13 protein-coding genes and 1 pseudogene are annotated in these 20,311 nt (G+C 70.9%); 5 read left to right on the forward strand and 9 right to left on the reverse strand.

Features of this window, described 5'->3' with window-relative positions:
• Positions 1-2: 2 nt before the first annotated feature.
• The 4 genes from sppA to WMF27_RS42160 all read right to left on the reverse strand — a co-directional run bounded on the left by sppA (position 3) and on the right by WMF27_RS42160 (position 6,406).
• Positions 3-2,711, reverse strand: coding sequence for a signal peptide peptidase SppA (sppA, locus tag WMF27_RS42145; RefSeq protein WP_437763253.1), 2,709 nt, complete (start codon positions 2,709-2,711; stop codon positions 3-5).
• On the reverse strand, positions 2,708-3,205 hold the full coding sequence (locus WMF27_RS42150) for a DUF2505 domain-containing protein (protein WP_437763252.1): 498 nt from the start codon (positions 3,203-3,205) through the stop codon (positions 2,708-2,710). Before WMF27_RS42150 ends, sppA begins: the two co-directional genes overlap by 4 nt.
• Before the next feature lie 200 nt (positions 3,206-3,405).
• Positions 3,406-4,266 carry a hypothetical protein gene (locus WMF27_RS42155; protein ID WP_437763251.1) on the reverse strand — a complete coding sequence of 287 codons (861 nt, stop codon included), beginning with the start codon at positions 4,264-4,266 and terminating at the stop codon, positions 3,406-3,408.
• Positions 4,267-5,584: 1,318 nt separating this feature from the next.
• A complete protein-coding gene (locus WMF27_RS42160; RefSeq protein WP_437763250.1) occupies positions 5,585-6,406 on the reverse strand; it encodes an aldo/keto reductase in 822 nt (273 codons plus the stop codon).
• Between the two features lie 112 nt (positions 6,407-6,518).
• On the opposite strand from WMF27_RS42160, the gene WMF27_RS42165 reads away from it, so the two are divergent.
• Positions 6,519-6,821: a hypothetical protein gene (locus WMF27_RS42165; RefSeq protein WP_437763249.1), complete on the forward strand. Its 303-nt coding sequence runs from the start codon at positions 6,519-6,521 to the stop codon at positions 6,819-6,821.
• Positions 6,822-7,180: 359 nt separating this feature from the next.
• Positions 7,181-8,284 (forward strand): hypothetical protein, encoded by a 1,104-nt coding sequence (locus tag WMF27_RS42170; RefSeq protein ID WP_437943501.1) that lies wholly within the window; start codon positions 7,181-7,183, stop codon positions 8,282-8,284.
• Between the two features lie 40 nt (positions 8,285-8,324).
• Here WMF27_RS42170 and WMF27_RS42175 read toward each other — a convergent pair whose 3' ends face one another.
• On the reverse strand, positions 8,325-8,801 hold the full coding sequence (locus WMF27_RS42175; protein WP_437769942.1) for a glutathione peroxidase: 477 nt from the start codon (positions 8,799-8,801) through the stop codon (positions 8,325-8,327).
• A 538-nt stretch (positions 8,802-9,339) separates the two neighbouring features.
• On the opposite strand from WMF27_RS42175, the pseudogene WMF27_RS42180 reads away from it, so the two are divergent.
• Both WMF27_RS42180 and WMF27_RS42185 read left to right on the forward strand, forming a co-directional pair.
• Positions 9,340-9,657 (forward strand): annotated as a pseudogene (locus WMF27_RS42180) (toll/interleukin-1 receptor domain-containing protein); the annotation flags it as partial.
• Between the two features lie 135 nt (positions 9,658-9,792).
• Complete coding sequence (locus WMF27_RS42185; protein WP_437944558.1) at positions 9,793-11,442, forward strand: tetratricopeptide repeat protein; 1,650 nt, start codon at positions 9,793-9,795, stop codon at positions 11,440-11,442.
• 133 nt (positions 11,443-11,575) lie between these two features.
• Here the strand turns inward: WMF27_RS42185 and WMF27_RS42190 are convergent, their stop codons facing one another.
• The 4 genes from WMF27_RS42190 to WMF27_RS42205 form a co-directional block, all read right to left on the reverse strand.
• Positions 11,576-13,975 (reverse strand): glycosyltransferase, encoded by a 2,400-nt coding sequence (locus tag WMF27_RS42190; protein ID WP_437763247.1) that lies wholly within the window; start codon positions 13,973-13,975, stop codon positions 11,576-11,578.
• Between the two features lie 199 nt (positions 13,976-14,174).
• Positions 14,175-15,176 carry a glycosyltransferase family protein gene (locus WMF27_RS42195; protein ID WP_437943502.1) on the reverse strand — a complete coding sequence of 334 codons (1,002 nt, stop codon included), beginning with the start codon at positions 15,174-15,176 and terminating at the stop codon, positions 14,175-14,177.
• Positions 15,152-16,123 carry a hypothetical protein gene (locus WMF27_RS42200; protein WP_437763245.1) on the reverse strand — a complete coding sequence of 324 codons (972 nt, stop codon included), beginning with the start codon at positions 16,121-16,123 and terminating at the stop codon, positions 15,152-15,154. Before WMF27_RS42200 ends, WMF27_RS42195 begins: the two co-directional genes overlap by 25 nt.
• Before the next feature lie 284 nt (positions 16,124-16,407).
• Complete coding sequence (locus WMF27_RS42205; RefSeq protein WP_437763244.1) at positions 16,408-17,880, reverse strand: hypothetical protein; 1,473 nt, start codon at positions 17,878-17,880, stop codon at positions 16,408-16,410.
• A gap of 252 nt (positions 17,881-18,132) precedes the next feature.
• Here WMF27_RS42205 and WMF27_RS42210 point away from each other — a divergent pair, with 252 nt between their 5' ends.
• The gene (locus tag WMF27_RS42210; RefSeq protein WP_437763243.1) at positions 18,133-20,310 is read left to right on the forward strand and encodes a type VI secretion system Vgr family protein; all 2,178 of its coding nucleotides are present in this window, start codon (positions 18,133-18,135) and stop codon (positions 20,308-20,310) included.
• Position 20,311 lies beyond the last annotated feature (1 nt).

Raw genomic sequence — 20,311 nt, forward strand, 5'->3', positions numbered from 1 at the left:
GCTCAGCGTTCCTTCGACGCCGGCGACGCCGGCGGCGCGGACCCTCCGGGCTCGTCCTCGCGGGCCGTGGCGGGGGCGCCGAACGAGATCTCCCCGGCGAACTCGCTGCGCGCGAGCGGCCTGTCCGCGCCGAACACGAAGAACGGCGAGAGGGCGCGCGCGGCGTCGAGCATCACGGGGGGGATGGTCGCCCTCGCCAGCTCGCCCTGGGCCTGCGCCGAGAAGCCGACCAGGCTGAGCGCGTAGCCGAGGAGCGACGTGTCCTCCTCGGGGAGCGACTGGATGGGCGCGTCGTCGGGCAGCTGGCCGAGCCGGCGCGCCTCGGCGATCGCCTGCCGGAGCCCGCCGAGGCGATCGATGAGCCGGCGCTCGAGGGCCTGGGCGCCGGTCCACACCTGCCCGCGCCCGAGCGCGTCGACCTCCTCGGCCTTCATGTGCCGGTTCTCGACGATGCGGGCGACGAACCGGTCGTAGAACTGCTTCACCTTGACGCCGAGCTGCTCGCGCTCGTCGTCGGTGTACGGCCTGTAGAGCGACTCGGCGTCGGCGCGGGGCGACGAGCGGAACGTCTCGATGCTGACGCCGAGCTTCTGGAGGAGCCCCGTGACGTCGACCTTCCCGTAGAAGACGCCGATGGATCCGGTGATCGAGGAGCGGTTCGCGAAGATCGGGGCGCCGGCGACGGACGCATAATAGCCGCCGCTCGCGGCCGACGAGCCCATCGAGACGATGAGCGGCTTCACGCGCGCCGTGAGGATCGCCTCGCGCAGGATGACGTCCGCCGCGAGCGTCGAGCCGCCGCCGGTCTCGACCCGGAGCACGACGGCGCGGACGCTGCGGTCTTCCCGCGCGCGGCGCAGCGCGCCCGCGACGGTGTACGAGCCGGCGAGCTTGACGCCGACGAACGGGATCGACCGGCTCTCGCCGTCGATCATGTCGCCGTCGAGGTAGACGAGCGCGACCTTGGGCGAGCGGCCCCAGCGCTCGGGCGCCTCGTCGCCCGGGTCGTCGTCGACGACGCGGGAGGCGCGCCCCATGACCTCGTCGACGACGCGGCCGAGCTCGTCGTCGTAGGCGAGCTGGTCGACGAGGCCGCTCTGCCGCGCCTCCTGGGCGAGGAACGGCCCGCGCGCGATCCGCCGCTCGAGCTCCGGGACGGGGATGCGGCGCCCGGCGCTCACCTCGGCGAGGAAGGCGCCGCTCAGCTGATCGAGCAGCGCCTGGTGGTCGTCCTTGCCGACCCGGGTGCTGGTCTCGCGCGCGAACTGCTCGGCGGCGAGCTTGTGCGCGCCGATGCGGACGATGTCGGCCTGGACGCCGAGCTTCTGCAGGAGGCCGCCGAAGTAGAAGTAGCTCGACGACATGCCGGCGAAGCGCAGCCCGCCCGCGGGGTTCATGGCGATGGCGTCGGCGCTCGAGCACACGTGGAGCGAGCGCCCGCCGGCGTCCTCGAGGTGGCAGAGGACCTTCTTGCCGTGGCTCCTCAGGTTGCGGATCGCGTCGGAGACCTCCTCGGCGTGGGCGAGCGAGCTGGCGGGCTCCGCGCGGAGCACGAGCGCGACGCCGGAGACCTCCGGGTCCTCGGCGAGGCGCCAGAGCTGCTGGAGGAGCCGCGTGTGCCTGCGGACGCCCGGGGTCGAGTCGAGGCGGACGCGGACGACGCGGGCCGGCAGCCGGACGCCCGGCTCGGAGAAGCTGCGGAGCGCGACGCCGGCGTAGAAGCCGGTGCCGCTCTTCGTGATGGCGTTGCCGAAGACGCCGCCGGCGGAGACCTGCAGCTCGTCGACGTTGACGTCGAGGCCGGCCATGGCGGCGATCTTCGGGCCGCCGTCGGCCGTGAGGTCGCGCAGCGCCACGTCGCCCCGGAGCGTGCCCACGTAGGGCACGCGCAGGCCGAGGGTTGCCCGGGGCGTCCAGGTGCCGCTCTCGTCGGGGTCGCTGTTCTCGACGTAGGAGGTCTCGAGCCCGATCTCGAGCGCGCGCCTGCCGCCCGCGGGCCGCACGGCGACGCCGAAGTCGTAGCTGCGCTCGATGGCCTCGCGGAGCCGGTTCTCGGGGCGGTTCCAGTCGCGCGCGACGGCCGAGAGCGAGAGCCAGGTGGAGGGCCGGAGCGTGACGCCGCTCGTGAGCGAGAAGTACCCGTCGAGCGCGGGCGCGTCGGAGCTGCCCCAGCCGAGCGTCGTGCCGAAGGCGACGGTGGGGCCGGTGTCGAGGGCGAGCCCCCAGCGGACCCAGCGCGACGGGCTGTCGAACGGCGCCGGCGCGGCGTCGGGCGGGTCGAGGAAGTCGAAGCGCAGGCCGGTCGACACGTACCAGAGCGGCACGCCGAGCGCGATCGAGTGGCCGCGCGCGGGCAGCGGCGAGGCGGAGCCCGTGTGGACCCAGGTCCACCGGAGCTCGGTGCCCGGGAGGAAGGAGAGGTTCGCGGGGTTCACCGCGATGGCCGAGGTGTCGTCGCTGCTGGCGACGGGCTTGCCGGGATCGGGGAGCGGCTGCGAGGGGCCGTCGGCCGGCGCGGCGCGCGCGGCGGTCGCGCCGGCGAGCGCGCAGAGGCCCGCGCACAGGCCGAGCAGCGCGGCGGCGGCGCTGGCGGGGCGAGCGGAGCCGGCTGGGCGAGCGGCGCTGGCGGGGTGCGTGATGCTGGCGAGCCGCCCCGGCCGGGCGGGGCGCGGGGAGCGGGCGGGGTTTTGGGGGCGGGGTAGGTTGTTCATGCGCGGAGGAGCTCCCTGAGCGTATCCGCTTCCGCGTCGTACGTCCGCTGGACCTCGGCGAGGGCGAGGCGCTCGACGAGCGGGCCGAGCAGGTGCAGCCGGATCTGGATGTCGCCGTCGACGCGGCGGCGGGTGCGGCCCTGGGGCAGGCGCTCGAGCCGGTACGTCCCCGCGGAGCGGAAGTAGCTGCGCCACTGCTCCTTCGGGCTGACCTGCCACGTGGAGGCGTGGTCCGAGAGGCGGTACGTCGAGCGCTCCTCCCAGGACATGGCGTCCTTCGCCACGGGGTAGCTCCGGAAGATCGGCAGCGGCGCGCTCGCCTGGAAGCGCAGGACGCGGAGCAGCTCCCCGTCGCGCAGCGCGTGCTCGACGGTCACGACGCTCTCGAGCGAGGCGACCCGCGTGGCGAGCCGAGGCCCGAGGTCCGGCGAGAGCACGGCGAGCTCCACGGCGTCGAGGGGCGCGTCGAGCTCGTGCGAGATGGTGAAGTGCACGCGGCCTTGTAACACGCCCGCTTCGAGGACCAGGCGCGGGGCGGGAAGGTCGAGCGTGGGCGTGGCGTGGGAGGATCGAGCGCGGGCGTGGGAGGATCGGGCGCGGGCGTGGGAGGATCGGGCGCGGGCGTGGGAGGATCGGGCGCGGGCGTGGGAGGATCGGGCGCGGGCGTGGGAGGATCGAGCTGCGCGGGGGCCGGTTACACTTCCGGGGCCGGCTCCGGGACGGTGACGGGCGCGTTGGCCTTGGTTTTCCGGTAGGAGCGCCGCTTCACGCTCGCCCGATAGCGAGAGACGAACTTCGCTGCGAGTTTGGGCTGATCGCGGAAGGCGTAGCGACCGCCTTCGCGGATCTCCCTGGCGAGCTCGTCGGCGGCCCAGAACGCGCGGTTGCGGAGCTCGAGCGCCTGCGCGGCGCTCGCGTCCGAGGCCTCGTTGGCGGCGGCGTCCTCGAGGGCGTCGGCGAGCGCGCTGGCCCTCGCGAGATCCTTGCTCGTGATATCGGTCACGCCGAGCGCGCCCTCGTGGTCGGCCCAGAAGTCGACGAGATCGCGCAGGTCCTGGATGGTGTCCGCCAGGCCTGAGCCCTCGGCGATGCGCGAGAGCTCCGCCTGGGCGGCGTCGTCGTTCCGGCATCCCCACCGGCCGCCGGCCACGAGCTTCGCATCGAGCGCCTCGGCCTCGTCGCGGAGCCTCCGTTGCGCGGACGTGAGCTTCACGGCGCCGCGCGCCTTCTGCCACGCCTTCTCGATCGCACCGAGCCGCCGCGCGAAGCGCGCGAGGAGCTCCACCTTGTCGGCGGCGATACCGATCTTCGAGAGGCGCGCCTGCTGAGCGCCCGCGAGGCGCGTCAGAGAGGTGAGCTCACGCTCGGCGACGCTCAGGGGGATATCGGGCGGGGACGCGTAGCCCGGGTCGAGCGCGAGGAGCGCCTCGTCGGTGGTGGGGTCGTGGGTCTCTGCGGCTGGGGGCCTCGTCTTTGCGGCCGGCGTCTTGCTGGGCGACCTGGCCTTGGATGACGTGGATCCGGGCGTGTTGTTCACGGTGCGTGTCAGGGGCATGAGCTCCCTCCTGGTTGAGAGTGACTGGAGGATGGTCGCTTATCGAGAGTGGCTGTCAAGCTCGTTTGGCGCGCTGCGGCGCCTGAATCCTGCTGCGCCGAGCCGTTCGCGACACCGAGGGAGAGGCCGCCGGCGAGGAGAGGAGGGGCGGCGTGCTGTAATCGGTTGTAATCGATGTGGTGTTGACACGGCGGGTCATGCGGGACATAGATGGCCGCGCGGCCCTTTCCACGGTGCCCGATGACCGCGGAGTAGCCCGCCGCTCGTCGGCTGCATGGTTTGGTGCGCATCCGTCGCTCCGCCGCACCGTCACCGCGGGGCGTGCATGCGTGCGTGCCGAGGCGCGCAGGATGCCTGCGGGAAACCCCCGCCCCTGAACCTGCTAGACGGTGCCCTCGCCCAGCGCTGCTTCTCGCGAACGTTGGTTTTCGACCGCGCCAAGCGCCGCGATATCTCGATGCCAGAGCAGGAAATTGTCGGCTGACGTGGAGTGTGTTCGCTTTTTAGTGCGTTGATCGGCAACGTTGCTAGGAAAGAGACTGAGCCGTCGCGTGGTCATCTTCCTGGCGTGATGCGCAGCTGCTGAAGCGGTGCAGCTAGTGCTTGGGAGAAGAGTATGTATTCGAGTTTCGTTGATGAGTGCGTTTGCGGAGCTATCGCATTGCTTGCTGCTGGATGCGTGGCCTCGGGCGAACCGGAGACAGAGCTGTCCGGCGAACCCCAAGAAGATATCTACGGCGCTCAGGGTGTGCAGTCGATAGAACAGGCGTCCGAGCTGCCGCAGGAGCCCCTCTCGGACTCCGAACGTCAAGAGCCTTGCGCTGGGGAGCAGGGTGTGGCCGACAAGCTGAGCGGCGATGCGGCAAGCTACGTGTCAGTCGATTCTTACGGTGACTGTGGGTACACTGGCGGACCAGGTCTAGGTTGCCAGGCTGGATGGGTGTGGTGTGGCTGGTATCCGAAATGGTGCTCGTGTAAAGTGATGCGCATGCGTGAGGTTTGTCGGACGTGTGAGTGGAGTGAGCATCAGCTGAATTGTGGTGATTACGTGCCTACCGGCGTTGTCGTCGAAACGCCGATGCCTTGTTGCTAGGCGACTCATGAAGATTCCGAGCTTGTCGCCCACTCGGTGAGCTCGGACGGTAGCGGCGCCTGTGTCGCGCCGCTCGCGTGCCTCGCGAACGTGACTTTGTTCATCAGAGCCGTCCCCGTGAGCGGCCGCAACCCGTTGCATAGCTCAGCCCGTAACCTGGCGCGCAGGCACCGCGCTGGCCAGGGGTAAGCCACTCCGCTGAGCGCCTTTCTCTGACGGTGTGGATCAGGGGACGTCCGTCGGGTCCCAGCTCGCGCGGAAGCCGACATCGAGCCCGTCGAGCGTGCGCATCGTGTCGGCGTCGAGCGCGAAGTCGAAGATCGCGCCGTTCTCGGCGATACGCGCGGGCGTGACCGACTTCGGCAGAACGATCAAACCGTGCTGCACGGCCCAGCGCAGCATGACTTGCGCTGGTGTGCGCCCGGCCTTCGTCGCCGCGGAGACGATGACCTTGTGCCCGAGCTTCACGCCCTGCGTGAGCGGGCTGTACGCCTGCACGAGGATCCGGTGCTTTGCGCAGAACGCGCGCAGCTCGGCCTGCCCGAGGAACGGGCTGAGCTCGACCTGGTTGATCGCTGGCACCACCGCGCTCTCGCCGAGGAGCTCCTCGAGGTGCCGCACGGTGTAGTTGCTGACGCCGATCGATTTCGCGAGGCCTCGCTTCTGCGCGTCGACGAGCGCGCGCCAGGTGTCGCCGCGCTTGCCGGTGACGGGAAAGTGAATCAACACGAGATCGTAGGCGTCGAACGCAGCTTCCTTCAGCGAGCGCTCGAGCGAGCGCAGCGTCGTGTCGCGCCCCTGGTTGAAATTCGCGATCTTCGTCGTGACGAACACCGCGTCGCGACCGAGGCCGCTCTTGCGCACCGCGCTGCCGACGTCCGCCTCGTTGCCATAGAACTGGGCGGTGTCGACGTGGCGATAGCCGAGGCGCAGCGCTTCGAGGACGGCGCCCTCGGTCTCTGCGCCGGGCGCCGATTGATACACCCCGAGCCCGAGCTGCGGAATGTAGCGACCGTCGATCATCTGCAGGCGTGGTGATTCGATCATTGCCGGGCCCCCGGTCTCATTCATCGCTCGGCTCGGCCGAGCGCAAAGAGTGTGCTGACGAAGCCGACACGCTAGCCACGGTGAAGGTCGACGGCAAGAGCAAGAAAACTCTGTGGCGACTGCGCAGAGCGCGCGCCAGCTAGCCGATATCGCTGAAGAGAGCGAGCGCTTCGTTCAGAATAGGCAAATTCGTGGACACGTTTCGCGTCCTCTACCCGGATACCCGGACGAGGCGCCGGTCGGCACATTCCACGCGTTCAGCGGAGACGAGGGCGGAGAGAAGATCGATTTCATCTTCGCTCAGCCGGCGCCGGTCGCGGAGGTGCTGATGGCCCAGATCATCCGCGAACACCGCGACGGCCTCTATCCGTCGGATCACTTTCCCGTCACCGCCAGGCTGCGCCTTCAGCCCTGAATACACAGCGTGTCCCGGGAGGTCGGGGGCCAACCGGCGATGGGTGAACGATGCGAGTGCAGCGAGGCCATATAAAGTAAACCGCGGCAGATCGATTGAGCGATCCGATGCTGGCGGCGCAGGCTGCATGGCAGAGAACGTAGGTTGAGCCCCTCCATACGACGACGCGACGAGGATGACGAGCAAAGTCACATTCGCGGGTATCCTGGGGCCCACGCGGCGCCTGGCCGCAAATCCCGGCATCCTCGTCTCGACAGCCCAACGCGGCAGTGCTACCCATCCACGTGTCCGGCGTCGAGGGGGAGGACATGTCATTACATCATGGCCTGTCGCCGATGCACGCAGGAAAGGATCGCCTTATGCGCATCAATCGAATCCGAGGTCTGCGGGCAGCTCAGCTTGCGTTCGCGTCCGCGTCTGCGGGAGCAGCCTTCTGCTTCGCAGCGTGCTCGGCCGACACGGGCCCCACGGCCGAAGACATGGGCGAGCAGGACCAGAATCTTGCAGCCTGTTCGTATGCGGTCACGACGAGCGCGTACGAAGGAGCCCCGGAGTACTGGGGGACCATCAAGATCAAGAACACGGGCGCGAGCGCGCTGAAGAAGCCGACTGTCGCCTTCGACGTGCCGGGCGGTGTCACGTGCGATCATCACGAGCCGGGCTGGACCCACACACAAGCCGGCTCCCGATGCACCTATTCGAGGACATCGAACGTGTCCATCGCCCGCGGCGCGTCATTCACGCTCAATTTTTCCACCGATTCGGTGTCCTCGTTCACCCCGTCCCGCGTCGAGCTCCGCGACACCAGCTGCTCCAGCGGCGGCAGCACCACAGGCACGGGCGGCGGCAGCACGACGGGCAGCGGCGGCAGCACGACGAGCAGCGGCGGCAGCACCACGGGCACGGGCGGCGGCGGCAGCACCACGGGCACGGGCGGCAGCACGACGGGCGGCGGCAGCACGACGGGCGGCGGCAGCACCACGGGCACGGGCGGCGGCAGCACGACGGGCGGCGGCAGCACCACGGGCGGCGGCAGCACGACGGGCGGCGGCGGTAGCGGGGGCTCGGGCGAGGTGTGGCAGACGGCCAGCCTGACGGAGTTCGAGTCGTACCCCGACCCCGGCAGCGAGGAGTGCATCGAGTACAACGGGTGCACGTGGGCCGGTCAGTTCGCGGCCCTCGACGGAAAGCAGCCGGAGAGCTGGGTCAGAGAGAACAACATCGCCGCGGTGCACTCGAAGGACTTCGAGAGCTACAAGCTCAAGACCCTGCGCCTTCGAAAGAATGGCAAGGAGATCGACGTCAAGGTGTACGACATGTGCTCCGACGCCGATTGCAGCGGGTGCTGCACGCGGAACGCGCAACCGTCGGGGTACCTGATCGATATCGAGAAATACACCGCTCAGCGGTTCGGGGTCTCGGCGTCTGGACAGGTCGAGTGGAGGTGCCTCGACTGCAATTGACGGCCGCCTCGTCGGGCCGGCGGCTCGGGCGCCGCCTTGCTCACCCGCCGAGCGCCCTGTCGATCGCCTGCGTGAGCTTCGGGTCGTCCGGCGCCACGGACGACTCGAACCGCGCGATCACCGACCCGTCCTTGCCGATCAGGAACTTGGTGAAGTTCCACTTCACCTCGCCGGCAGGCGCGGCTTGCGTGAGGAAGGCATAGAGGGGGTGCTTGCCGCCCCCCTTGACCGGGATCTTCGAGAACATGGGAAAGCTGACGCCGAACTTCGTGGAGCAGAAGGCGGCGATCTCGGCGTCGGTCCCCGGCTCCTGCGCGCCGAAATCGTTCGACGGGAAGCCGAGGACGGCGAAGCCGCGATCCTTGAGCCGATCATGGAGCTCCTCGAGCCCCGCGTACTGCGGCGTATACCCGCATTCCGAGGCGGTGTTCACCACGAGCAGCACCTTGCCTCGGTAGTCGCCGAGGGAGCGGTCCTGTCCGTCGATGGTCTTCATGGTGAAGTCGTAGAGCGACATGGCCTTTCCTTCCTGAGCAGCGCCGGGCGTGTGCTCCGGCGAGGGGCGCTCGACGTCCCTTCCGCAGCCCGACATGCAGGCGAGGGCGAGCGAGGTGGTCAGGGCGAATCCACACCGGAGCACACGCGGTGAGCGTTCCATGGCGGCATGGATAGGCGCGCGTCCGGGCCGCGTCGAGCAGGAACGCGCTCCGCCGACCCATCGCCGCGTGAAGAACAACCCGGGCCGCGGCCTCACCCCGCGCGCGACGGGTGAGCCCGGGTTGGGGCTATGCGCTCCGAGGGGCCGCGATCCGTCGTCATGCCGCTGGAGAACGCTGGCCTGGACGCGGCGCTCCGGCTCGTGACCTGGCTCGCCGCAGGGAGGCCATTGCGACGGCCCTACAGGGTGGACGGGCAGGACGCTCGCCGTCGACCTGAAGGCCGAGCTCAGGCGCCCGCACCTCGTGCTGGACAGCCTGAAAAACAGCGGCGTACCATGAGCACGGGGTGCTGTGCCTCTGTCGCCGGGAGCCGATACCGTGCCGGGACCGATCGACGTGTTCATCTCGTATGCTCCTCAGGATGCAGAGCTCCGGCGAGAGCTCGAGGAGCACCTCTCCATACTGCGGCGACAAGGCCGCATCCGAGCGTGGCACGCGGAGCAGATCGCGCCCGGACAGGGCTGGCGCACATGGATCGACGGTCAGGTCCGGTCGACGCAGCTCATCCTTCTGCTCGTCAGCGCCTCCTTCTTCGCGTCCGACGATTGCCACGATCGCGAGATGGGGCAGGCCCTCGAGCGCTGGCGTCGTGGTGACGCGCAGGTGGTGCCCATCCTGCTGCGCCCGTCGGACTGGGAGCACACCCAGCTCGGGCGCCTCCACGCGCTGCCCGGCAACCAGTGCCCGATCACGTCCTGGCCGTCGCGCGACGAGGCCTGGGCAAACGTGGTGTCGGGCATTCGTGCCCTCGTCGACCGGATGGCGGGGATCCCCCCACAGGCCTCCGCCGTGTACGGCGTCGCCTCCGCCGTGCACGGCGCCGCCGTCCCGGGGGCGCTGACTCCGCTCGCGGCGGTGCAAGCGCCGCCGGTGCGCACGCTGGCGAGACGCGGGCCCGTCGTCGCCGCCGCCCTGCTGTCGTCGTTGGCCGTGCTCTCGGCGCTGGTGGTCGCCGCTGCGCAGACATCGCTGGGCCGCCGCGCGATCGACGGCGTGAGATGCCTCGACGCCTCGGCTTGCACGGCGCGCGCCGCCGCGTACGCCGCGGGCGACGGCGTGCCGAAGGACGAGGCGCGCGCCGTGGAGCTGTATCGCGAGGCGTGCAGCGGCGGAGACGCCGGTGGCTGCACCGAAGTGGGTCTGGCCTACCGCGAGGGCCGCGGCGCCTCGAAGGACAAGGCGCGTGCGGCGGCATATTTCCAGAAGGCGTGCAACAGCGGAAACAGGGCGGGCTGCGTGAAGCTCGGAGGCGCGCTCGAGCGAGGTGACGGGTGCGCCAAGGACATGGCGCGCGCTGTCGACCTGTATCGCAGGACCTGTGAAGGTGGCTTTGCGGAAGGCTGCAACGCGCTTGGCGTTGCGCATGATCGAGGCGTCGCGGCGCCCAAGGACGACGTGCGCGCGGCCGACCTCTTCCGGAAGGCCTGCGAGGAGGGAGCGACCAGGGGCTGCGTGAATCTCGGAATCGTGTTCGCCAAGGGCCAAGGCGTTCCGAAGAACAACGAGCGCGCCATGGAGCTCTTTCGCCGGGGCTGCGACGCTGGGGACGCGAAGGGGTGCAGCGAGCTCGGCCGCTCGCACCTCTTCGGGGAAGGCGTGCCCCGCGATCTCGATCGCGCGGCCGAGCTGTTCCGCAAGAGCTGTGATGAGGGAGACGCCTCGGGGTGCAGCCTTCTGGGGGCGGCATACGAGCGGGGTGAGGGCGTTCCGGTCGATCTGCCGCGCGCCGTCGAGCTGTACCGCAAGGGGTGTGACGAGCGAGATGGGGAAGGCTGTACCAGGCTGGGCATGGCATACAGCAACGGGAACCCATTTGCGGTCGACAAATCACGCGCAGCCGTGCTCTACAAGGCCGGTTGTGACGAGGGCGACGCGACGGGATGCAACGATCTCGGGGTCGCGTACGTGAAAGGTGAAGGGGTCCCGCGCGACGTGGCACGCGCTGCCGAGCTCTACCTGAAGGCCTGTGATCGCGGAAGCGCGACGGGATGCAACAACCTGGGTATGATGCATGACGAGGGGCGAGGGGTTCCTGTCAATCCGGCGCGTGCCGCCGAGCTCTACCAGAAGGCCTGTGATGGTGGGGCGGTAGGATGCACCAACCTGGGTAGGATGCATGAAGCTGGGCGAGGGGTTCCTGCCGACCTGGTGCGTGCCGTCGAGCTTTACCAGAAGGCCTGTGATGGCGGAATCGCGGTGGGATGCACCAACCTAGGCTTTGCGCACGAGAAGGGGCGAGGGATTCCTGTCAATCCGGTGCGTGCCGTCGATTTTTATCGCAAGGCCTGCGATGGCGGGGATGCTCAGGGGTGCCATAACCTGGGCAGCATGCATTGGGACGGTGTCGGTGGAGCATCGATGGACCACCGCCTCGCGCGTGAGCTTTATCGCAAGGCCTGCGCGGGGGGTCTCCAGCGCAGCTGCGAGTGGGCGAAATGATGAACCTCGTTCGGCTCGCCGCTCTCCCATCCATCCATGTTTCGCGACGCTGTTGCCGAAGGCTACTTGGCGGACACCTTGCAGCAGAAGTGAAGGTCAGCACATGGCGAGCGAGATGCGCGGCGATCTCCGCTCACACGCCGACGCGCTCGACGCGCACCCGCACCTCGACGGCCGAAGGCGCGGCACCTCCACCCTCCGGCGCGCCGCCGTGCTCCACCGAGCCGCCCGCGATCTCCGCGATGAGGAGCGGCCCCGTCGCCTTCACGATGCGGCGGGCCTGGTCCAGCACGCGCGCCCTCTCTTCGTCCGTCGCGCCGGCGAGGACGCCGCTGAGGATGACCCCGCAGGCGCGGTTCGCCGGCAGCGCGGCGAGGCCGGCGACGGTCGCCGCGCGGGCCGCGAGGCCGCACACCTGCGCCACGTCGCGCGCGAGCAGCTCGGCCGCCTCGCCGACCACGACGACGCCGCCGTACAGACCGCGCAAGGCGGGGGCGGCGACCGCCCTCACGCCGCGCACGAGCCGCGCGCGCGCCTCGATCGCGTCGGGCGAGCAGTCCGGCAGGCGCTCGCCCGCCGGCGCGCCCGGGGCCGCAGCCATGACCGCCGAGGACAGCGCCGCCCGGGTCGCGGCGAGCCGCGCCCGCCACCACCGCGCGCCATGCCCGATCTCCCGGGCGCGGCGCTCGCGCTCTTCCCGCCCTCGATGGACGTGGACCTGAAACGCCTCCGTGGCGGCCTTCTGCGGCTGGCGCAGGGCGCGAACGCTCGTGAGCAGGCGCATGTCGATGAGGTCCGCGCGCCGCACGCCCTCCAGCAGATCGACGAAGGCTCCCTTCTCGGCGCCACCGCCGATGAACCACTCGTCGAAGCCGCCGAGCGCATCGACGAGGCCTCGCCAGACGATGGGCAGCCCGTCGCGCACGTCGGAGAGCGGCTCGGAGCTCGGGGCACCGGAGCGGAGCCGATCGCCCTGGGCGCCGGGCACGCCGCCGTCGAGCGGCGTGGCCGCGAGGAGCGGGGCGAGCCCCTCGACGGCGCCCGAGGCCGCCCAGGCGGCCGAGCGCTCGAGCCACGCGGCCGGCGGCAAGGCGACGCGGGCCAGCGCCGGCATGAGCACGGCCGGCACGCCGCGCGCGAGCGCCGCGTCGTGCTCCGAGAGCGCGTGCTCGACCGCCTCGGGCGGGAGCAGGACATCGGCGTCCAGAAACCAGATCAGCGGCGCCCGGGCGGCGCGGAAGCCCGCGTTCCTGGCATGGCTGCAGTGCGGGAACTGCCCGCGCGGGCGCGGGCTGTCGACGATCTCGACCCGGAAGGGGTGAGAGCCCGGCTCCGCCGCGGCGCGGATCGCGCCGCCCGGGTCGCCGCCGTCGCACACCACCACGACCTCGAAGGACGACGGGGCGGCGGTCTGCGCGCGCAGCGCGAGCACGGCGCGCCGCAGGAGGGGCGCGGCCGACGCCTGGCACGGGATCACGAGGGCGATGCGCGGCGGAGCGGCGCCCGTCGCGCGAGCCTCCGCAGCCGGGCCGGGCGCGCCGGCCGCATCGCCCGCAGCGCCGCCTCCGGCGGCCGCGTCACCCGCGGACGCGCCGCTGCCGCCCGCGCCCGCCGCGGAGGCGCCCCTCAGCGCCGGCCGCTCGCCGAGCACCTCCCACAGGCTGGCGAGGCACCGCTCGCGCTCGGTCAGGTACGCGTCGCGCGCCGCTTCCTGGATGCGCCGGAGATCCGCCTCCGTGAACGCCATGCAGCGCTCGACCGCGTCGCGCACGTCCTCGGGAGCCACCGCGTGCGTGCGCACAAGGCCCTGCGCGCCGTGCGGCGCGGCCGGCATGCGCAGCGCACAGCCGTCGATCTCGCTCATCGCCTCGGTGTCGGGCACGAGGACCGCGGCGCCGACCGACAGGCCCTCATGGAGCGCGTGGCCCCAGCCCTCGTAACGAGACGGACAGAGGTGGAACCGAGACGCGTTCTGGTAAAAGCGAAGCCGCCGCTCGTCGACGCGCCCCGCGAACTCGACGTTCCGCGGCCTGAGCGACCAGCCGAGCGAGGACACGACCGTCAGCGGATACGGGATGCGGTGGCGCTCCCAGGCCAGAAGCACGGAGTCCGTGCCCTTCGCGTCGGAGCCGCCAGGGACGTGCAGGAAGCGCCGCGCCCGAGGCACGGACGGGTCCCAGCGGTCCTCCGAGAAGAAGCCGAGGTGGCGGGCCCGCGGCGTGAGCGGGGCGAAGTGCGACAGCGCGTCCCGGGTCTTGCACAGGACGAGCTCGAAATCGTCGAGCGCGGACCGGGCCTCCGGCCGCCACCACTCGGCGTTCGGGATCAGCCAGCGGCGCGGCGCGCCCTCGGCGAGGCGCGGCTCGTAGACCTCGAGGAAGATGACGAGATCGGCGCCCCCCACGCGTTCGGAACGCTGGAAGTGAACGCCGTTGACCCGGTGACCCCAGCTCTCCAGGAGGCTGCCGAGAAGACGGTAGTCGCGCTCGAGCCCCTTGCCGTTGTCGATGTTGGTGACGATGTGGATCTGCATCGGAAGCATCCCGTCGAATCTTTCGGGAAGATTCACAGGGAGGCGGGGAGGCGGGGAGAAGGGGAATGAAATCCCATCAATCTCCCCGTCTCCCCGCCTCCCTGTTCAATTCTCTGTCAAATGAGGGGATTGGTCATGAGCCGCATCTCAGCCTGATACCGCCCGGCCGGCGCCGCGAGGGCCCTCCACCAGGCCAGGGTCACACCCAGCCCCTCAGCCCCGCGTGGTGCTCGCCGAGGATGCCGAGCATCTGGCGCATGCGGTGCACATACGTGAAGCTCGCCTTGACGCGCGCGTGCCCGGCCCGCCGGATCGCCTCGCGCTCGTCGTCGTGCTTCACATAATAATCGATGAGGCGCCGCAAGGCCGCGAAATCGCCGAACGGATAGTAGACCACGTGCTCGCGATCCCGGAACTCCTCCTCCAGGCCGAAGATGTAGGGGTGGATCATGAAGCCTCCCCGGCCGAGCGTCTCGTAGATGCGATCGGACCAGTAATGCGGGTGATCGAAGCCGACACACAGGCTGTCGCCCACGACGATCTTCGCGGAGGCGTACAGGCGGTTGAGGGCGTCGCCGCGCACGCAGCTCTCCGGTGAGCCGTGCTTCACGAAGCGGCGGCCGTACGTCTCCGACAGGAAATCCACGAGTCGCCTCCGATAAGGCCACTCCGGATGATAATCGTACGAGCCCACGAAGCAGACGTCGGCCGCGACGCCGGGGTCGACCTCCGCGAGATAACACTCGGCGCCGTACACGCCGGGCTTGAGGTAATGGTGGCGCACGCCCTGCGCCCGGAAGAACGCTTCGCTCCCGCCGTCGGGCGTGAACACGTGCTGCGTGCGCCAGAACGGGTCGAGCCGGAGATCGCGGCCGCGCGACAGGCCGGCGTACAGGTCGAGGTGGTACGAGGCCGTCGGGATGGGCAGCTGCGTGATCCAGCGCAGGGCGTCGCCGCGCAGGCCCCAGGTGCGGGTGTAGAGCAGCAGATCGACGTCGCGCGCCATGCCGTCGAGCTCGCCCAGGGTGAACGCGTTCTCCTGGGCCTGGACGACCTCGACGCCGAGCGCTCGCAGGCTCTCGCCGACGTGGTTCTCGGTCGAGAACGACGGGCCGAAGTTGCCGATGTACAGGACGCGACGGCGCATGGACGAGGGGGCCACGACGGCGGCGCCCGTCAGGGCGGCGGGTCCAGCGGCCACGTGGCCACGAGCGCGCGCGCGTTGGGCGTGCGCGCCTTCGAGAGCACCGCGAGCGTCACGGTGCGCGCCGTGACCAGCACGCACGGCGCCGAGAAGGTCGCTGGATCGGCGCCGCCGGCGTCCACGGGGAGCACGCGGAACGCGGCGCCCGGGGCCGGCCGGTGCGCGACGAGGAGATGGGAGGCGGACGTCGCGACGATCACGAGCCCGCCGCCCGCGCGGTCGGCGTCGAGCTCGAAGACGCGGCGGTCGCCGAACGGCGCGTCCTCGGCGCCGGCAGGGCCGTACGCCGCATCGCGGGCCGAGACGCGCACGGTGCCGGGCAGCGCGCCGCCGCGCGAGGCGCCGGGGGCGACGCGCTTGCACACCGCCGTGGGGCCCGGCGACCCGGCGAGGACCACGACATCGATGCACTCGCCGAGCGGGTGCTCCACCGAGGCGCCGCCGGCCGCCGCGGCCTCCAGCACGACCGCCGTCGCGCTGTCGACGACGGCGGACACGGCGCCCGGGGCGCCGGGGGAGGGCGCGGGGAGCGCGCCGGCGCCCGCGCCGCGCACGAACCGAGGCCCGCTGAAGCTCGCGAACGGCCGGTGCGCCGTGAGCGAGGTACGGACACCGGAGGCGCCGTCGAGCCGGACCAGCGCGTTCACCGCGCCGCCCGCGACCTCCACCACGAACGACAGCGCGCCGCCGTCCGCCGCCGCGGCGTCCCAGCGGGGCAGCGCGGGCAAGAGCTGCGGGATCGTGGCGACGGCGCCCGACGGACCGCGGCCCGCGAGCGGCAAGGCCCAGACGTCGGTGCGGTGCGGCGGCGCCGCGCTGTGCGTCGACGACGCGAGCAGCACGGGCGCCCCGTCGACCGCGACGAGGCGCAGGGTGTCCGCGAGCGGGGCGTCGGGCAGCGCGGCGGGAGAGAGCGCGAGGGGCGGAGGGGGCGTTTCGTTCATGGGCGCAGATCCGGGGGCGGGGCGGCACGCGGCGGCGGCGAGACAGGCGAGGAGCGCGGGCGCGGGAGGCCCGCGCCACGGCCTCCTGGGGGCGCTGGTCGAGCGGGGCGAGGGCATGCCGGTCGACCTCCGCGCCGCGCTAGCGCGACAAACGGGTTGAAGTCGCATGCAAACAGCAAGAAATTGAACCGCCAAGGCGCCAAGGACGCCAAGATTTTATTGTCTTCTGGGCGTTCTTGGCGCCTTGGCGGTTCATTCCCCTGGTTTCCAAGCTGGTCGGTGCTCTAGATGCGGGCGTTCGTGCGCATGTTCCACAGCTGCACGAGGGCCTGCGGGTTCGACGATTTCGGATAGCCGGCGAGCGCGGCCGCGAACAGCCCGTCGATCGCGCCGGTCTCCCACGTGGCCGCGTCGGCGAACGGCCCGCCGCCGTACGAGGGGTCGTAGAGCTGGCCGCCGTGCACGACGATGAAATGGTTGAAGAACGCGGGCGGGGGCTCGGGGTTCCGCTGGCCGGGGATCCCCGGCAGGTTGACCACGTCGGTCCCCATGCGGTGGGTCCACGGGGCGGGCTGCGTGGCCGCGTTCCACTGCCAGTTCTTCACGAGGAACCCCTGGGATCCCGAGGTCCACGCCGTCACGGTGACGACGACCACCACCTTGTCGGCGCTGGTGATGCCGTGGACCTTGAGCATGTCGATGAAGAACTCGGCCCACGAGCCGCACTGCCCGCTGCCGTCGGCGCTCGCGAGGAGCAGGCGCGTGTTCGTGCACGTGGTCGTGTTCGGGTTCCAGTACGTGAGGCCAACGCCGTCGCGCTTGCGCGTGAGCGCCCGCGTGGCGAAGGGCGCGAAGCTCTGGGACACGACGCGCCCCTCGGTCGTCTCGCCCTGGGCCGCGCGGCACGAGATGTCCACGAGCGTCCAGTGGACCGTGCCGGCCGGCGCGCCGAGCACCGCGTAGACGAGGTGCGTCGTCGTGCCCGCGCCGACCCAGCCGGTGCCGGCGGCGTTCGCCTCCCACGCGATCGTCAGCGGATCGTAGCAGGCGACGACGTCCGGCAGCGGCACGCTGCTCGTCATCGTGGGCGTGGAGACGTCGACCGACCCGGGCGAGACGCTGACCGTGCACGTCCATTCGAGCGTGGCGCCGCCGGCCATGGCGCGGCCGCGCAGCTGCACGGACTCGGTCCCGGTGGGCGGCCGGAGCACGCGCAGCACCACGGCGAGCGGGACACGCGCGCCGCGGACGTAGCAGACCGGCGATTGATCCGTTGCCTGCCGCGTGCTCAGCCACTCGGGGGAGGCGAAGTTCCCGAGGGAGTCCCGCTCCACCGCGTGGTTCGCCGCGAAGTCGACCTGGATCACGCCGACCAGCGCGTGGACGATGTCGGGCGCCTTCGGCGACGGCTGCGCCGGCGGCGGCACCTCGAGCGGCCTGCGCGCCTCGGGGGCGCGCGGCGGCGGGCCGCGGAAGGCGAGGATGCACCCCGTCCGGAGCAGCTCGGCGACGCGCTCGCGGAGCAGGTCGAGCTCGCGCGCCGCGTCGAGCGACACGATGCCGGCGCCCGCGGCGCACAGCTCGCTCAGGAGATCGACGCGCTCGCGGTCCGGCTCCTCCGAGGGGAACCACGCGGGCACCTCGAGGGCGGCCAGGTGCGGCTCGATCGGCTCCGCGCCCTCGGGCAGGACCGCGCCGGCTGCGCGGACGAAGCCGACGTCTCCGTACGCATCGACGACCTGCCAGACGTTGCCCATGAATCCGCGCGATCCGCTGTCCGCTGCTTCCCCGGCGCCCGATCTGACTAGGCCCGCCCTCGCCGTGCGTCAACGGTTCGTCAACCGTGCGTCAAGCAGCGCCGGCACGTCGACGGCATGCGCGCCGGCATGTCGACGGCATGCGCGCCAACATGTCGACGACGTCGGCGCGCGTGAATGTGCCCACCCGGCCGGCGAGCGATGGTAGGCTCGGCGGCTCGGGCTCCGGGACGTGCGAGGGCGAGGCGACCGATGGCGGACGGTGCGATCGAGTTTGATTTCGCTGTGGAAGGCGCGACCGATCCGTGGCGCGTCGCGCGGCTCGAGGGTCATGAGGGCATATCGCGGCTGTTCCACTTCCGCGTGACCCTCGCGTCGACGGACGCCGCGCTGGCGTTCGACGGGCTGGTCGGGCAAACGTGCCTGCTCACGATCCGGACCGACGCGTCGACTCGGTACATCCACGGCATCGTCGCGCGCTTCGAGCAGCACGAGGAGGGGCGCGCGGTCACCACGTACCTGGCGACGGTCGTCCCGCGGGCGTGGCGCCTGCAGCACCGGCACGACTACCGCATCTTCCAGGAGGCGACGGCGCCGGAGATCATCGACAAGGTGCTCCGCGCGGCGGGCCTGTCCTCGGACGATTTCCGCGTCGCGACGGCGATGACCCACGATCGGCGGGAGTACAGCGTGCAGTACGCCGAGACGGACTGGGCGTTCATCAGCCGCCTGATGGAAGAGACAGGCATGTTCTGTTTCTTCGAGCACAAGGCCGACAACCACGTGCTCGTCTTCGGCGACGCGCCGTTCGTCCACGAGCCCATCGACGGGCCGAGCGTCGTGCCGTACCGGGCCGCCGGCGGGGCGCTCGCCGCGCGCGAGGCCGTCTCCCGCTTCTCGATGGCCGAGGAGGTCCGGCCCGGCAAGGTCACCGTCCGCGACTACAACTTCCAGAAGCCCAGCCTGAGCCTCGAGGGGGAGGCGGAGGCCGACCGCGACACCGATCTCGAGGTGTACGTGTATGCCACCGAGCACGATCTGCCCGAGGAGGGCACCCAGCTCGCGAAGCTCCGGCTCGAGCAGCTCCAGGTCGTGCGCCGCACCGCGGAGGGGCAGGGGAGCGTGCTCCGGTTCATGCCCGGGGCCACCTTCACGCTCGAGGACCACGGCCGCGAGAGCTTCAACCGCGGATACCTGATCACGCGCGTCGACCATTTCGGCTCGCGGGCCGTCGGGGGGGAGTCGCAGGAGACCGTCGTCGGGTACTCCAATCGATTCCAGTGCATCCCGGACGACGTGCCCTACCGCACGCCCGTGCAGACGCCCAAGCCGACGCCCCGCGGCATCCAGACGGCGATCGTCGTGGGCCCGGCGGGCGAGGAGATCCACACGGACATCTATGGCCGGGTGAAGGTGCAGTTCCACTGGGACCGGAAGGGGCGCCGCAACGAGCAGAGCTCGTGCTGGATGCGGGTGAGCCAGATCTGGGCGGGCGCCGCGTGGGGCTCGATGTACATCCCGCGCATCGGCCACGAGGTCGTCATCGACTTCCTCGAGGGCGACCCGGATCGCCCGCTGATCGTCGGGCGCGTCTACCACGGCGCGAACGTGCCGCCCTACGCGCTGCCGGCCGAGAAGACGAAGAGCACCATCAAGTCGGACACCTCGCCGGGCGGCGGCGGCTCGAACGAGCTCAGGTTCGAGGACAGGAGAGGCGCGGAGGAGATCTTCCTGCACGCGCAGAAGGACTGGAACATCGAGGTCGAGAACGACAAGACCCAGTCCGTCGGCCACGACGAGCGCCTGACCGTCGGCCACGACCGGAAGAAGCGCATCGACAACAGCCAGTGGGAGTCGATCGGCGCCTTCAAGACCACGGAGGTCGGCGAGGATCACAACGAGAAGATCGGCGCGAACCGCTCGCTCGGCGTCGTGAAGAGCGAGAGCGTGGACATCGGCGAGGACGCGAGCCTGAAGATCGGGCAGAGCCGGAAGACCGACGTCGGGAAGGACGACATCGAGTCGGTGGGCGGCAAGCGCGAGCTCACGGTGGGCGGCGAGGAGACCGTCAAGGTGGGTGATCGCGCGACGCTGGAGGTCGGCTCGAAGCGCAACACCACCGTCGGCAGCGACGACTCGCTGTCGGTCGGCGGCACCGAGACCCGGAACATCGACGTGGACGCGACCGAGTCCGTCGGCGCGAAGAAGACCGTCAAGGTCGGCGAGAAGTTCACGCTGGAGTGCGGGAGCGGCAAGATCATCGTCGACAGCTCCGGCAAGATCACGGTCGAGGGGTCGGACATCACCGTGAAGGGCTCGGGCACCGTCAAGGTGGAGGGCGCCAAGGTCGAGGTGAAGAGCGACGGCGACGTGAGCGTGAAGGCGGGCTCGAACATCAAGCTGTCGGGCAGCGGGGTCGACATCAACTGAG

It is taken from the genome of Sorangium sp. So ce281 (assembly GCF_051527395.1).
Lineage (GTDB): Bacteria > Myxococcota_A > Polyangia > Polyangiales > Polyangiaceae > Sorangium > Sorangium cellulosum_B.

Coding starts and splice junctions, on each gene's coding strand:
- WMF27_RS42160 (WP_437763250.1), bottom strand. CDS start 6,406: ATGATCGAATCACCACGCCTGCAGATGATCGACGGTCGCTACATTCCG.
- WMF27_RS42190 (WP_437763247.1), bottom strand. CDS start 13,975: ATGCAGATCCACATCGTCACCAACATCGACAACGGCAAGGGGCTCGAG.
- WMF27_RS42155 (WP_437763251.1), bottom strand. CDS start 4,266: ATGCCCCTGACACGCACCGTGAACAACACGCCCGGATCCACGTCATCC.
- WMF27_RS42175 (WP_437769942.1), bottom strand. CDS start 8,801: ATGTCGCTCTACGACTTCACCATGAAGACCATCGACGGACAGGACCGC.
- WMF27_RS42205 (WP_437763244.1), bottom strand. CDS start 17,880: ATGGGCAACGTCTGGCAGGTCGTCGATGCGTACGGAGACGTCGGCTTC.
- WMF27_RS42210 (WP_437763243.1), top strand. CDS start 18,133: ATGGCGGACGGTGCGATCGAGTTTGATTTCGCTGTGGAAGGCGCGACC.
- WMF27_RS42170 (WP_437943501.1), top strand. CDS start 7,181: ATGCGCATCAATCGAATCCGAGGTCTGCGGGCAGCTCAGCTTGCGTTC.
- sppA (WP_437763253.1), bottom strand. CDS start 2,711: ATGAACAACCTACCCCGCCCCCAAAACCCCGCCCGCTCCCCGCGCCCC.
- WMF27_RS42200 (WP_437763245.1), bottom strand. CDS start 16,123: ATGAACGAAACGCCCCCTCCGCCCCTCGCGCTCTCTCCCGCCGCGCTG.